The sequence below is a fragment of the Lactococcus formosensis genome (assembly GCF_037892375.1).
In the GTDB taxonomy this organism is placed as follows: domain Bacteria; phylum Bacillota; class Bacilli; order Lactobacillales; family Streptococcaceae; genus Lactococcus; species Lactococcus formosensis.
In genome coordinates, this window is the sequence record NZ_CP141721.1 from 750624 (window position 1) to 764481 (window position 13858).

The following is a 13858-nucleotide window of genomic DNA, read 5'->3' on the forward strand; positions in this document are numbered from 1 at the left end:
ATGAACTTATGAAACTAACAGACAGTATACAATACCTGAAAGGTGTCGGACCTAAATCTTTTGAAAATTATCAAAAGCTTGGCATTTCCACAATACAGGATTTATTGCTTTATTTTCCTTTCCGTTATGAAGATTTTGCTGGACGTTCCATTTTTGAATTAGTAGATGGAGAAAAAGCAACAGTTATTGGCGAAGTGGTAACACCTGCCAATGTCCAATATTATGGTTTTAAACGTAACAGGCTCACTTTTAAACTCAAACAAGGTGAAGCTGTAGTTGCTGTGAGCTTTTTTAATCAACCTTATTTAGCGGATAAGATTGAGGTTGGAAAAGAGGTCGCAATCTATGGCAAATGGGAACAAAAAAAACAACAACTTCTGGGGATGAAAATATTAACCCAAGCAGAAGATGGCTTCTCCCCCGTGTATCATCTTACCGCAGGGATGAAGCAATCCAGCTTGGTGAAAACAATTCAAATGGCTTTTGAGAGTGGGCTTTTATCGGAATTAAAGGAGAATCTGCCAGATTATTTATTGAAAAAGTACCGCTTGATGCCCCGGCAGGAAGCGGTACGTGCCATGCATTTTCCAGATGATATGGAGATGCACAAGCAAGCTTTAAGGCGCGTGAAGTTTGAAGAACTCTTTTACTTTCAACTGAAGTTGCAGGCTTTGAAACATAAAGAGAAAGCACAACGCTTTGGACGAAGGGTTATTTTTGACCAGCGGTTGATGGAAGAAAAAATTAAAAATCTTCCTTTTGAACTGACAGGAGCCCAACAAAAATCCTTAGACGAAATTTTAGCAGATATGTCTTCAGCTTACCATATGAACCGTCTTTTACAAGGTGATGTCGGTTCAGGTAAAACAGTCGTTGCCAGTTTAGCAATGTATGCAGCAGTCTTATCTGGGCTTCAAGCTGCTATAATGGTTCCGACTGAAATTTTAGCGCGACAACATTTTGCGAACTTACAAAATCTTTTTCCTGAACTAAAAATTAGTCTTCTTGTTTCGGGATTAAAAGTTGCGGAGCGAAGAGGGATACTAGAAAGTTTAGCAAATGGTCAGTCCCAAATGGTTGTGGGAACGCACGCTTTGATTCAGGAAGGGGTTGATTTTTATGATTTGGGGCTGGTCATTACCGATGAACAACATCGCTTTGGGGTTAACCAACGGAAAGTCTTACGCGAAAAGGGGCAAAATCCTGATGTACTTATGATGACTGCGACACCAATTCCTCGGACCTTGGCGATCACAGCTTTTGGTGATATGGATGTCTCCATTATCGACGAATTACCTAAAGGGCGGCAACCGATTACGACCAGATGGGTAAAACACGAGCAACTTCCAGAGGTCTTGAAATGGATAAAAGAAGAACTGGAGCAGCAGGCACAAGTCTATTTTATTTCACCACTTATTGAAGAATCAGAAGCTTTAGATTTAAAGAATGCTGTAGCTCTTTATGAAGAACTAAATCAATACTTTGGCGAAGAAACAGGCATAGGTTTACTGCACGGGAAAATGAAAAATGAAGAAAAAGACCAGATCATGCAGACCTTTAAAGCAGGGGATTTGTCGGTTCTGGTTTCCACAACGGTTATTGAAGTTGGTGTGGATGTGCCAAATGCAACGATTATGGTGATTATGGATGCGGATCGTTTTGGTCTCTCTCAGTTGCATCAGTTAAGAGGCCGTGTAGGACGGGGGAGTAAGAAGTCCTATACGATTCTCGTTGCCAATCCCAAGACAGAATCAGGTAAAAACCGGATGAAGATAATGTGTCAAACGCAGAATGGTTTCCGTTTAGCTGAAGAAGACCTGAAGATGCGCGGATCCGGAGAAATATTTGGCGTACGTCAATCAGGTTTACCAGAATTTCTAGCAGCTGATATAGTGAATGACTACAATATTTTAGAAGTGGCGCGTCAAGAAGCTCAGGAAGTTTTTAAAACACCTGACCGCCCAGAATATCAGATGATGCTTGCAGACTTGGATGTTGACAGTGGTTTTGATTAACGTTTCAATTATGAATTCAAGAAAGGATGATAAAATGGGACTTCTCTTAGCATTTCTAGGGGGTGGACTTTCTTTGCTGAACTTTTCTGCTGAATGGCGGTTTCTTCCCTTACAGCTTATTTTCACTCTGCTTTCCTTAAGCAGTATGTTTGCCTATAAAGGAAGGCGGACAAGAAGATCTTATGAAGGCGATGGCACAAGTGTCTTCACTTTTGGTTTTGCCTTGTGTTTTCTTTCATTTATCGGATCAGCATCTATTCTTCTGGCTCTATTCATGGGCTGGCAGTAAATAAAAAACATAAGCGGAGTATCTTCCGTTTATGTTTTTTATTTCCCTAAGCAGAACTGGCTGAAAAGCTGGGTAATCAGTTCATCTGGTGCAGCTTCCCCAGTTATTTCGCCAAGCAATTGCCAACAGCGCGTGACATCCACTTGAATGAGATCCACAGGAAGTCCCATCGCCAAACCTCGGTTTGCTTCTTTCAAAGCATCTAAAGCTTGTTCGACCAGGCCAATATGTCGTGCATTAGAAAGAGTCGTTGCATCTTTTGCTTCAATTTCCCCAGAGAAAAAGAGAGCACGTATTTGTTTTTCGACAGCATCAAGATTTTCATTTTTTAAGGCAGAAATTCTGATAAAATCTTCAGGGAGCTTTTCAAGCTCAATTTGTTCTGGTAGATCGGTTTTATTTAGTAAGACAATACGATTTGTTGAAGATGACAGTTCCAACAATTCCACATCTTTGGGAGTTAAAGGTGACGAAGCATCAAGCACAAGCAAGACCAAGTCGGCTTCTTCAAGGGCTTTTTGACTACGCTCAACGCCAATCTTTTCGACGACATCCTCAGTTTCTCGTATACCAGCAGTATCAATTAACTCAAGGGGCACACCACCAATATTGGCAAACTCTGTGATAACATCACGTGTTGTTCCCGCTATGTCGGTAACAATGGCTTTTTCCTCACGTAAAAGTTGATTGAGCAAACTTGATTTACCAACATTTGGCCGGCCAATAATTGCTGTTCTCAAACCTTCACGGAGAATCTTACCGCGTTTAGCTGTGGCAAGAAGTGTTTCCAGAAGCTGCTCAAAATGGGCAGTTTTTTCCAGAAGCATTTGACTTGTCATCGTTTCAACGTCATCATATTCGGGATAATCAATATTGACTTCAACTTGCGCGAGTGATTCTAAAATTTCTTGACGAATGTTGTTAATCAAGTTAGAGAGGCTTCCATCAAGCTGTTTTACAGCAATATTAGCTGCCTGATCTGTTTTAGCGCGAATCAAATCCATTACGGATTCAGCTTGCGCTAAGTCAATACGCCCATTTAAAAATGCACGTTTAGTAAATTCCCCCGGTTCAGCGAGACGTGCGCCAGAGCGCAGCAGGAGTTGTAAAATCTCTTGGGTGACAGCAATTCCGCCATGTGTATTAATTTCCACAAGGTCTTCACGCGTAAAGGTTTTTGGAGCTTTCATAACAGAGAGCATAACTTCATCAACAAGACGGTCCTCGTCAAAGATATGACCATAGTTGATGGTGTGTGAAGCAACTTTATCGAGATCTTTCCCTTGAAAGACTTTTTTAGCGATTGAGACAGCATCGCTACCAGACAATCGGACGATAGCAATTGCACCTTCACCTAAAGGTGTGGAAATGGCTGCTATAGTATCAAATTCTTTTGTTATCATATTTTTATCCTAATTACTAATTTCAGTATGCCCTATTATATAACAAGTCGTGATAAAAATAAAGATTCGTCAACTCCTGCTAAAGGTTTATATTATCCATATTAAGCAAAATTCTAGTAAAATAAGAGTATGAGATTGGATAAATATTTGGCGGAAGCCGGGCTCGGATCACGTAAAGAGGTTAAGGTGATTCTTAAGACAGGAAAAGTGACAGTGAATGATCAGAAGGTGAGAGATGGCAAACTACATGTTGAGCCAGGTAAAGACGGTGTAAACTATGATGGGCGACCCCTAGTTTACCAAGAGTTTTATTATTACCTCCTTAATAAACCTGCTGGTGTTGTTTCGGCGACGAAAGATAATAAGGACAAAACAGTTGTCGAATTATTAAAGACTCAAGATTTTCGAGAAGATCTTTTCCCAGTAGGGCGCTTGGATAAAGATACAGAGGGCCTTCTTTTACTGACAAATGATGGACCACTGAGTCATAATCTCCTGAGCCCTAAGAAACATGTGGAAAAAGAGTACTTTGCTCAAATCCAAGGCAAGGTTACACAAGAGACTGTTCACGAGTTTGCAGCAGGTTTAACCTTAAAATCTGGAGAAAACGTCAAACCAGGTCAACTTTTTATTGAAAAATCTGAGGAGAATAAAAGTGAAATCCGCCTTATTATTCATGAAGGTAAATTTCATCAGGTTAAGCGAATGTTCGAGGCTGTAGGTATGAAGGTAACTTATCTCAAACGACTGCGTATGGGAAGTTTAACACTGGATAAAGCATTAGCCTTGGGAACATATCGCCCACTCACAGAAGAGGAAATTTTAAAACTCAAGGAGTAGCTATGGAAGAAGTAGTTTCTGTAAAAAATATAAGTATCCAATTTGAAAAAGAAGCGGTTTTGAAAGGTTTAAGAAAAACTTAGATATTCAAATAAAATGCGAGATATTTTCGCTTTTTTGTTATAATGATTGAGAAGAGTATTTGAAGGGATTTTAAAATGGAAAATTTAAAAAAACAAGTAGGTATAAAAGCAGCTGAGTACGTGAAGTCTGGTATGATTGTTGGTTTGGGAACAGGCTCGACGGCAGCTTTCTTTGTGGAAGAATTGGGGCGCCGTGTTAAAGAAGAAGGTTTAGATATTGTTGGAGTAACGACGTCAAATGTAACCAGTCAGCAAGCTGCAAGTCTTAATATCCCTTTAAAGTCAATTGATGAAGTGGATTATGTTGATTTGACGGTAGACGGTGCAGATGAAATTGATACAGCCCTTAATGGTATTAAAGGTGGTGGTGCGGCCTTGCTGATGGAAAAAATCGTTGCAACATATTCTAAAGATTATATTTGGATTGTTGATGAAAGTAAACTTTCAGAAAATCTTGGCAGTTTTAAAGTTCCTGTCGAAGTTATCCCTTACGGCTCGGAGCAGTTGTTCCGAAAATTTGCAGCGGCTGGTTATGCACCAACATGGCGGATGAATGCCCAAGACAAGCTCATAACGGATATGCAACATTATATTATTGATTTGCATATCGAGAAGATTACTGAGCCAGAAAAGCTGGCTGAAGAGCTGGATTTAACAGTGGGAGTTGTCGAGCATGGACTGTTTAATAATATGGTCAAAAAAGTTATTGTTGCAGGACAAGGTGGGGTTAAACTTATAGAAAAATAAAAAGAAGGAGCGTGCTCCTTCTTTTTATTAGTTCTTAAGCCATTGTTCTACGCCCCACTTATGAGAACCACGCTTGAGTTTAACCAAAGCAGTCGGAACGTCAAACCAGAAAATTTTATTGAAATCCTCAAGAGGAGCCTGATCAAAATGAGCTTCCAGAGTCTCGTAGATATAAGCAGGATTGCAAAAATATTTATCCCGATGTGAGCTATAAAAATATTCGTCGGCCTGTCCGAAATAACGTCCTAAAGTCGCAGTCGCACCTAACTCTTCCAGAAGTTCTCTTTCTAAAGCGCGAGCATGATTTTCATCTGCTTCAATTTCCCCACCAGGGAGAAAAAAGGCCCCGTTTGGTGCTTGCACAAGACAGATTTGGCTCTTGTTTTCACGTGAAACAATACCATAGACTCCATAGCGGTATTGGTAGTCGACTCCGGCAATTTTTTCACCGAAGACTGGAATTTCTTTTTGTGTCATATTTATGGCCCTCCGATATAATTTATAGAAGAAAATTTAATTATATTCTATCAAAAAGTTGACAATTTTGATAAAATAAAGAGGCAAAACAAAGCTCTTGCGAAGGGAAATATGAACAGTGAAAAAATTCAATCTTAGTAAAATGATTATTATCGCCTTAATTATTGTTATTTCAGCATTTACAGCAATCTTCATCTCGGCTGATAATTTTAAAAATAATAAAAATCCATCAACGATGACACAAATTATTAATGATGGTACAGGAACCATAGACAGAATCATTGGTGCACCAATCCGCTTTGTTCAAGACAAAGCCAATCAAGTGGGCAATCTTTTTGATACATACAAACAAAATCAGTCGCTGAAAACAAAGGTGGCGGACTTAAGTAATTCAAAAAATAACCAAGAGAGTTTAGAAGTCGAAAATAAAGAATTAAAAGAAGCGTTGAAACTTCAGGAAACATTAACAGACTATAAGAGTATTTCTGCCAATGTAATTACACGTAATCCAGCCAGCTGGTCAGATACGCTCGTGATTGATAGCGGTAGCAAACAAGGCATCAAGAATCGCCAACTTGTGATGGCTAATGGAGGGGTTATTGGACGTGTAAGTCAGGTAAATGAAAACTCTTCTAAGGTTTCCTTATTGAGTTCTGATAAAGGTATTGATGCGAAAATCCCCGTTCGCCTTGGCAGTCCAAGTGATCCAGTGAATGGTCTTCTTACAAGCTATGATGATGATCAAGATGCTTATGTTGTCACTTCTTTAGTAGGGGAAGGAAATATCGAAAAGGGCAGCCAAGTTGTCACTAGTGGTCTTGGAGGAGATTCACCTCGGGGTCTCTTGATTGGAACAGTCATTGAAGTTAAAGAAACAGATCAAGGATTGAATCGTAAGGTATATGTGAAACCTGCTAGCAATCTGTATGATATCCGGTTTGTCTTTGCAATTCAAGGCATGATTGGAGGCAACTAAATATGAGTCGTTTTAGCTTCCAATTTTTTAGCCCCTTATTTCTTTTTTTCCTTCTTTTGCTTGATGGACAATTGACGCATTTTTTCACGGCTTTGTCTGGTGGAAATATCATGCCTGTAAGTCATCTGCTGCTCATTTTTATGGTGTATACTGTGACGCAGCATCGTCATAGCTATGTCCTTATCGTGGGTGTTCTTTTGGGAATTATATATGACAGTTATTTTTTAGGAATATTTGGTATTGCAAGTTTGATCTTACCCCTTATTGCACTTTTTGTCTATCAAATCCAGTCTGTCGTTTTTACTAACCGCTGGACACGTCTATTTACAGTGATTATCATTGTTTTTGCATTCCAAATTTTAAGTACGCTTATAGTTAACTTGGTTGGTGTTGTCAATGTTAATTTTGTCTCATTTATTGTGAGACAGCTTGCACCAACATTAGCCCTAAATATTGTCTTTGCACTCCTACTACAATGGCCTTTAGAAAAGATGTATCGCCTCCGGTAAACATCTTTTTGTAATCAAAAGGTAAAAAAAGTATTTCTAAAGAAATTAAATCGTCTTGATTAAGTTATAAAAGAGTGTTATACTTGGGACTATCTTGGCGTTATATTTATAAATTATAGAAAACGGGAAGAAAAGAAAACTATGAAAAAGAAACTTATCACAGCACTAATGTTGTCGACGGTCATTTTATCATCGGGGGCAAGCCTTGGATCGGTAAAAGCCGACAGCACAGACGATCAAATCGCAAAACAAGATGCAGCAATCAGCGCTGCTAAGAGTTCTTCTGCAGAAGCACAAGCAAAAGTAGATGCGATTCAATCACAAGTAGATAGCTTACAATCTAAAAAAACTTCAACAGCAAATGAAGTAAATAAATTGATGAAGGAGCAAAAAGAACAATCTGCAGAGATTGCTCGCTTGCACAAAGACATCAAAGAACGTAATACAGCACTTGAAGCACAAGCACGTAGCGCTCAAACAAATGGTTCAGCGACAGACTATATGTCTACTATCTTGGATTCAAAATCTTTGACTGATGCAATTCAAAAAATGACAGCGATGGCAACCGTTTCTGGTGCCAACAAAGCCATGCTTGAAAAACAACAAGAAGATGAAAAAGCTATTCAAGCTAAGTTGAAAGATAATGAAGCAAAATACGCTAAAGCTACAAAACTTCAACAAGAGTTAGAAGCACAAAGTAACGAGTTGGCAAGCCAAGAAGCCGCCCTCAAAGTTGCTCAATTGAATTACCAAACGACAATTGCTAACTCTGAAAGCAAAAAACAAAGTTTGATTGACCAAAAAGCAGCAGCTGTCGCTGCCCAAGAAGCAGCAGCTAAACAAGCAGCAGCAGTAGAAGCTCAACAAGCTAAAGCAGAGCAAGCTGCCCAAGCCGCTCAGAAAGCCCAAGCAGAACAAGCAGCAGCAACTAAGAGCGAAAATAAAACAGCTGCAAGTACAGAAACAGTACCAGTTGTTACTGCCCCAGTTGAGACAACTCCAGCGGCCACTGCACCAGCTGTAGAAGAAAGTAAACCAGTATCAAATAACAATACTACAACAAATACGAATACTGGCTCAAGTTCAAACTCAAATACAAATAACGTCCCAGATACAGGATCAAATAATTCTAACAATAATAATGTATCTGGCGGTTCAGGTTCAACAAGTACTCCAGGATCAAGCTTGAGCAACCCTTATCCATGGGGACAATGTACTTGGGGTGTTTGGGACTACTTTGGTGGAAGTATCCCTACTTATGCCGGTAACGCAGGTGACTGGGTAGTCTATGCTAATAGTGGACCAGCAGTTGGTACGATTGCTGTATTCCCTCCAGGAAACCAAGGCGCTGGTGGCGTAGGACACGTTGCTGTAGTTACAGCTGTTAATGGTAATAAACTTACTGTCTCAGAAACAAACTTCTCAGGTCCTAATGGTGGAGGCCTCGGTATTCGCACAACTCGTGAAGTTTCAGCTGCAGGTGTAAGTTTCATCCGTCCCTAAGAAATAATTTAAAACAAGTAATCGAAATATTGCTTGTTTTTTTGTGCATTGATAAAAAACAGAAACCTGCGGCAACAAAATTAAACGTAACTGTAATTGATTTGTTACAAAACGGGTGTGGGCACATGATACAATATACTATATTTACCGAACTAACCTAGGGAGGCAAATTTAAAATTTTATGAAGAAAAAACTTATTACAGCATTGATGCTTTCGACAGTCGTGCTTACGGCTGGCGCACCTTTTGCTGCCGTAAAGGCTGATTCAACAGATTCAAAAATTGCACAACAAGATTCAAAAATCGCTAATGCAAAAAGTGAAGCTGCTAAAGCGCAAGCACAAGTTGATTCAATTCAATCACAAGTAAGCACTTTAAAATCAAAGCAAACATCAATGACTAAAAAAGTTAATGAGTTGATGGCTCAACAAAAGGAACAATCACAACAGATTCAAAAGTTGAGTGAGAGCATCAAGGAACGCAATACTGCTCTTGAAGCTCAAGCACGTAGTGCACAAACCGATGGTTCAGCAACAAACTATATGTCTGCTGTACTGGACTCAAAATCTTTAACAGATGCGATTCAAAAAATGACAGCAATGGCAACTGTTGCTGGCGCTAACAAGTCAATGATTGAGCAACAACAAGCTGATCAAAAAGCTATTCAAACGAAGTTAGCTGATAACCAAAAGAAATATGCTGAAGCAACAAAACTCCAACAAGAGTTAGATGCGCAAGCTAATGAGTTGGCGACACAAGAAGCTGCTCTCAAAGTTGCTCAGTTAGACTACCAAGCTACAGTAACTACTGCAGAAGGCAAAAAGCAAGATTTATTAAGCCAAAAAGCAGCAGCTCAAAAAGCAGCAGAAAAAGCAGCAGCAGCAGAAAAAGCGGCAGCAGCGAAGTCTGTAGTAGCTCAACAGGAAAAAGCTGTAGCAGCAGCACCTGCAGCTTCTAATACAGCTCCAGCTGCTAATAATAGCAATTCTTCTACACCATCGACTGGAAATAATACAGGTGGCAATGGTAATTCTTCTAAACCAGATCCAGATCCAATTCCGGATCCAGGTCCAGTTAAACCAGTAGAACCAGTAAATCCAGGACACAGTGGTACTAACCCTTATCCAGCTGGTCAATGTACTGCATTTGTCTGGGACTACTTTGGTGGTAACATGCCAACATACATGGGAAATGCTGGCGACTGGGTGGCTTATGCCAACAGTGGACCTGCAGCAGGTACAATTGCTGTATTCCCACCAGGTAATCAAGGCGCAGGCGGCGTAGGACACGTTGCAGTTGTTCTTTCTGTATCTGGTTCAAAAATGACAGTTATTGAAGGAAACTTCAACGGCGGTTGGGGAACAACACGTGAATGTTCAACAGCTGGTGTAAGTTTCATTCGTCCATAATTAAATGACATTTAAATACAAACTGCGGTTTGTATTTTTTATCTCAATATTTTAGCACTCTTTATATAAGAGTGCTAATTTTTTTGCCAAAAGTCATAAAAAATGCTAAAATAGATTATGGTAGAAGTGAATATAGTCTACTTTTAGAGAGTAAGTGGTTGAAAAACCAAGTAAGTCTCTAAAAAATTCCATGTCAAGAAGGTTTAAATCATATGAATAACACAGAATTTTACGAACGCCTAGGTGTGGATAAAAATGCCAGCCAAGACGAAATTAAAAAAGCTTATCGAAAGATGTCTAAAAAGTATCATCCAGATATTAATAAAGATCCGGGTGCAGAAGACAAGTACAAAGAAGTTCAAGAAGCTTATGAAACTTTAAGTGATGAACAAAAACGCGCCAGCTACGATCAATATGGTGCCGCAGGTGCTAATGGTGGCTTTGGTGGCGGTCAAGGTGGTTTCTCTGGCTTTGACGGATTCCAAGGTGCAGGCGGCTTTGGTGGTTTTGAAGATATTTTCTCAAGCTTCTTTGGCGGCGGTGGGGGACAAGCTGATCCGAATGCACCACGTCAAGGGGATGATCTACAATATCGTATCAATTTGACATTTGAAGAGGCGATTTTCGGTGTTGAAAAAGAAATCAAGTACCATCGTGAAGAGCTCTGTCATACTTGTGCGGGTTCAGGCGCTAAGCCTGGTACTCATGCTGAAACATGTCATAAATGTCATGGACGAGGTCAAACCCAAGTTATTCGAGATACCCCGTTAGGTCGTATGTCAACTAATGTCGTCTGTGATGTTTGTCATGGTACAGGTAAAGAAATCAAATCTCCTTGTCCAACATGCCATGGTACAGGTCACGAAAAATTGGCACATACTGTTAAGGTAAAAGTACCAGCTGGTGTAGAATCAGGTCAACAAATGCGTCTTCAAGGCCAAGGTGATGCTGGGGAAAACGGAGGTCCTTACGGTGATCTCTATGTACGCTTCCAAGTAGCTGCGAGTGATAAATTTGAACGTGATGGCAGTGAAATTTATTACAAAATGCCATTGAACTTTGTTCAAGCAGCATTAGGTGATGAGATTGAAGTACCGACCGTTCATGGTAATGTGAAGTTGAAGATTCCTGCTGGTACACAAACAGGAACCAACTTCCGTCTTAAGGGGAAAGGGGCCCCTAAACTACGTGGCAATGGTCAGGGGGACCAACACGTTGTGATTAATATTGTAACACCTGAAAAGCTGAATGATGCCCAACGTGATGCTTTGCGTGAGTTTGCAAAAGCTAGCGGACAAAATGTTTCAGAGCAGAAAAAAGGTTTTTTCGATAAATTTAAATAAAAAACTGTCATTAGACAGTTTTTTTTATTTATCAATTAGGTAAATGAGGGTGTATCTGATATAATGTTTTTATGAAACTTGTGAATTATAAACCAGACTATCTTTTAGAAGCTGTGTATAACTTGGATGTGGAAAACTTGAAAAGGCGAGATATCCGGGGAATTATGGTGGACTTAGACAATACACTTATCGCTTGGAATAATCCTGACGGCACGCCCGAATTGCACCAGTGGCTACAAACTATGCGTACAAATGGTATAAAGGTTATTGTGGTGTCTAACAACAAACATGACCGCGTCAAACGTGCAGTTGCTAAATTTGATGTTGACTTTGTTTCACGTGCGATGAAACCTTTTGCTTGGGGGATAAATAAAGCCTTAGTTAAACTTGGGGAACAACCAGACCATGTCATTATGGTTGGGGATCAATTAATGACAGATATTCGAGCAGCTCATCGTGCAGGTGTTCGCAGTATTCTCGTGAAACAATTGGTGGAGTCTGACGGTTGGAGTACCAAGTTTAACCGTTGGCGTGAGCGTCGTGTGTGGAAAAAGTTGATTCGAAAATACGGTTATCCAAAATGGAATACGAGATTGTAACTCTGCTGATGCAGAGTTATTTTATTTTATCAGTCTTTTCCAGAGGTTTTCCACTATATCTTTCTACTTATCCCAAGTTTTCCACAGTTTTACACACCTTATTCACAAAAATGTGGAAAACTGTGAATAAATGTGTGGAAAAAAAGAAACCTCAATGAAGTTTCTTTTTTATTTACATTAAACCACGCTCTTTATACCATTGGTCGGGTTGCCAGATCCAATGTTTTCCATCTTTTTCGAGAAGATCAAATGCCTCCTGTGGTCCCATGCTTGCTGCAGGGTATTTCGGAAGATCTAGATGGGCTTCATCCCATGCTTGACGGATGACGTCAATGAGTTCCCAAGATCGGGAAACTTCTTCCCAGTGGGAGAAGTTGGTACCATCACCGTGGAGGACATCAAGCAAGAGTTTCTCATAAGCTTCAGGAGAATTTCCTAAAATTGCTGCATCATGACGGTATCCCAATTTGATAGGGGCGATATTGAAGCCTTGGCCGACTTCTTTACCGTTGATTGTAAGCGAGAAACCTTCAGTAGGCTGGATATAAATTGTAAGAATGTTTTCCCCAAGAGCTGTATCAAAAATATTGTTAGGGTCTTGTTTGAAGACAATATTGATACGTGTGCCTTTTTCTGTCAGGCGTTTTCCACTACGTACGTAGAAAGGTACGCCAGCCCAACGGTCATTATCAATAAGGAATTTCCCAGCAGCAAAAGTTTCTGTATTAGAATCTGGCGCTACAGAAGGCTCAGAACGATAGGCCGCAAATTCTTTACCGTCAATTTTACCTTCAATATATTGTCCAGGGATAAAGGCTTCAAGAGCTTCTTGTTTGGAATATTTGCGAATGCTGTGGAGAGCTTTGACCTTTTCTTTCAAAATATTTTCTTGTGTAAAAGTTTGGGGCTTTTCCATAGCCAGTAAAGCCAAAACCTGAAGCACATGATTTTGAATCATATCCTTGAGCGCGCCGCTCGTTTCGTAATAACCACCGCGATCTTCAACACCAATACTTTCAGCAAATGTAATCTGTACATTATCGATGTGATCTTTGTCCCAGATTGATTCAAACATTTGGTTAGCAAAACGAATAGCTGAAACGGATTGAATCATTTCTTTTCCGAGATAGTGGTCGATACGGAAGGTTTGATCTTCCGAAAAGACATCTTTAAGTGCAGTATTCAGTTCTTTAGCTGTTTCTAAATCACTTCCGAAAGGTTTTTCGATAATGACACGTTCAAAACCTTTACCTGTCAGAATCTTTTCTGATTTGAGGTGGTTCGCAATGATTGAGAAAAATTGTGGTGCCATAGCCAGATAGAAAACTTGGTTGCAGGCAGTATCGTACTTTTCTCGGAGCCGATCTCCGAGCTCTTTGAGGGCATGATAGTGACTGCTATCATTTACATCATGGCTTTGATAGTAGAAGTGGCTTGAGAAAGCGTCGAGTTCTTTTTGGTTACTACTTAAACCGGACAAAGATTCGATGACAATTTGGCGATAATACTCATCGGTCCATGGGCGACGAGCAGTACCAATCACTGCAAAATTTTCAGCAATCTCACCTTTTTTATAAAGTTGGAAAAGGGCGGGATAAAGTTTTCGTTTTGCGAGGTCACCAGTTGCACCAAACATGGTAAAAAGTACTTGTTTACTCATAAATAT

13 protein-coding genes are annotated in these 13858 nt (G+C 39.9%); 10 read left to right on the forward strand and 3 right to left on the reverse strand.

Going from position 1 to position 13858, the window contains the following annotated elements:
• Positions 1–8: 8 nt before the first annotated feature.
• Both recG and VNN39_RS03695 read left to right on the forward strand, forming a co-directional pair.
• A complete protein-coding gene (gene recG / locus VNN39_RS03690; protein ID WP_213496999.1) occupies positions 9–2015 on the forward strand; it encodes an ATP-dependent DNA helicase RecG in 2007 nt (668 codons plus the stop codon).
• Between the two features lie 34 nt (positions 2016–2049).
• Complete coding sequence (locus VNN39_RS03695) at positions 2050–2304, forward strand: hypothetical protein (RefSeq protein WP_096369384.1); 255 nt, start codon at positions 2050–2052, stop codon at positions 2302–2304.
• 38 nt (positions 2305–2342) lie between these two features.
• On the opposite strand, the gene mnmE is transcribed toward VNN39_RS03695, so the two are convergent.
• Positions 2343–3707 carry a tRNA uridine-5-carboxymethylaminomethyl(34) synthesis GTPase MnmE gene (gene mnmE / locus VNN39_RS03700; RefSeq protein WP_017369557.1) on the reverse strand — a complete coding sequence of 455 codons (1365 nt, stop codon included), beginning with the start codon at positions 3705–3707 and terminating at the stop codon, positions 2343–2345.
• A 129-nt stretch (positions 3708–3836) separates the two neighbouring features.
• On the opposite strand from mnmE, the gene VNN39_RS03705 reads away from it, so the two are divergent.
• Complete coding sequence (locus tag VNN39_RS03705; protein WP_213496995.1) at positions 3837–4547, forward strand: pseudouridine synthase; 711 nt, start codon at positions 3837–3839, stop codon at positions 4545–4547.
• A gap of 158 nt (positions 4548–4705) precedes the next feature.
• Positions 4706–5377 carry a ribose-5-phosphate isomerase RpiA gene (gene rpiA, locus VNN39_RS03710; RefSeq protein WP_061414897.1) on the forward strand — a complete coding sequence of 224 codons (672 nt, stop codon included), beginning with the start codon at positions 4706–4708 and terminating at the stop codon, positions 5375–5377.
• A gap of 27 nt (positions 5378–5404) precedes the next feature.
• Here rpiA and VNN39_RS03715 read toward each other — a convergent pair whose 3' ends face one another.
• Positions 5405–5854, reverse strand: coding sequence for an NUDIX domain-containing protein (locus tag VNN39_RS03715; RefSeq protein ID WP_213496993.1), 450 nt, complete (start codon positions 5852–5854; stop codon positions 5405–5407).
• 118 nt (positions 5855–5972) lie between these two features.
• Here VNN39_RS03715 and mreC point away from each other — a divergent pair, with 118 nt between their 5' ends.
• The 6 genes from mreC (at position 5973) to VNN39_RS03745 (ending at position 12192) form a co-directional block, all read left to right on the forward strand.
• Positions 5973–6830 (forward strand): rod shape-determining protein MreC, encoded by an 858-nt coding sequence (gene mreC, locus VNN39_RS03720; RefSeq protein WP_165713972.1) that lies wholly within the window; start codon positions 5973–5975, stop codon positions 6828–6830.
• A 2-nt stretch (positions 6831–6832) separates the two neighbouring features.
• Positions 6833–7339, forward strand: coding sequence for a rod shape-determining protein MreD (gene mreD, locus VNN39_RS03725; protein WP_165712332.1), 507 nt, complete (start codon positions 6833–6835; stop codon positions 7337–7339).
• A 141-nt stretch (positions 7340–7480) separates the two neighbouring features.
• The gene (locus VNN39_RS03730) at positions 7481–8842 is read left to right on the forward strand and encodes a CHAP domain-containing protein (protein ID WP_338997879.1); all 1362 of its coding nucleotides are present in this window, start codon (positions 7481–7483) and stop codon (positions 8840–8842) included.
• 181 nt (positions 8843–9023) lie between these two features.
• Complete coding sequence (locus VNN39_RS03735; protein WP_338997880.1) at positions 9024–10250, forward strand: coiled-coil domain-containing protein; 1227 nt, start codon at positions 9024–9026, stop codon at positions 10248–10250.
• 212 nt (positions 10251–10462) lie between these two features.
• On the forward strand, positions 10463–11593 hold the full coding sequence (gene dnaJ / locus VNN39_RS03740) for a molecular chaperone DnaJ (protein WP_017369549.1): 1131 nt from the start codon (positions 10463–10465) through the stop codon (positions 11591–11593).
• A 71-nt stretch (positions 11594–11664) separates the two neighbouring features.
• Positions 11665–12192, forward strand: a complete 528-nt coding sequence (locus VNN39_RS03745; protein WP_096368923.1) for a YqeG family HAD IIIA-type phosphatase — start codon at positions 11665–11667, stop codon at positions 12190–12192.
• 172 nt (positions 12193–12364) lie between these two features.
• Here VNN39_RS03745 and zwf read toward each other — a convergent pair whose 3' ends face one another.
• On the reverse strand, positions 12365–13852 hold the full coding sequence (zwf, locus tag VNN39_RS03750) for a glucose-6-phosphate dehydrogenase (RefSeq protein WP_165712327.1): 1488 nt from the start codon (positions 13850–13852) through the stop codon (positions 12365–12367).
• Between the last annotated feature and the right edge of the window lie 6 nt (positions 13853–13858).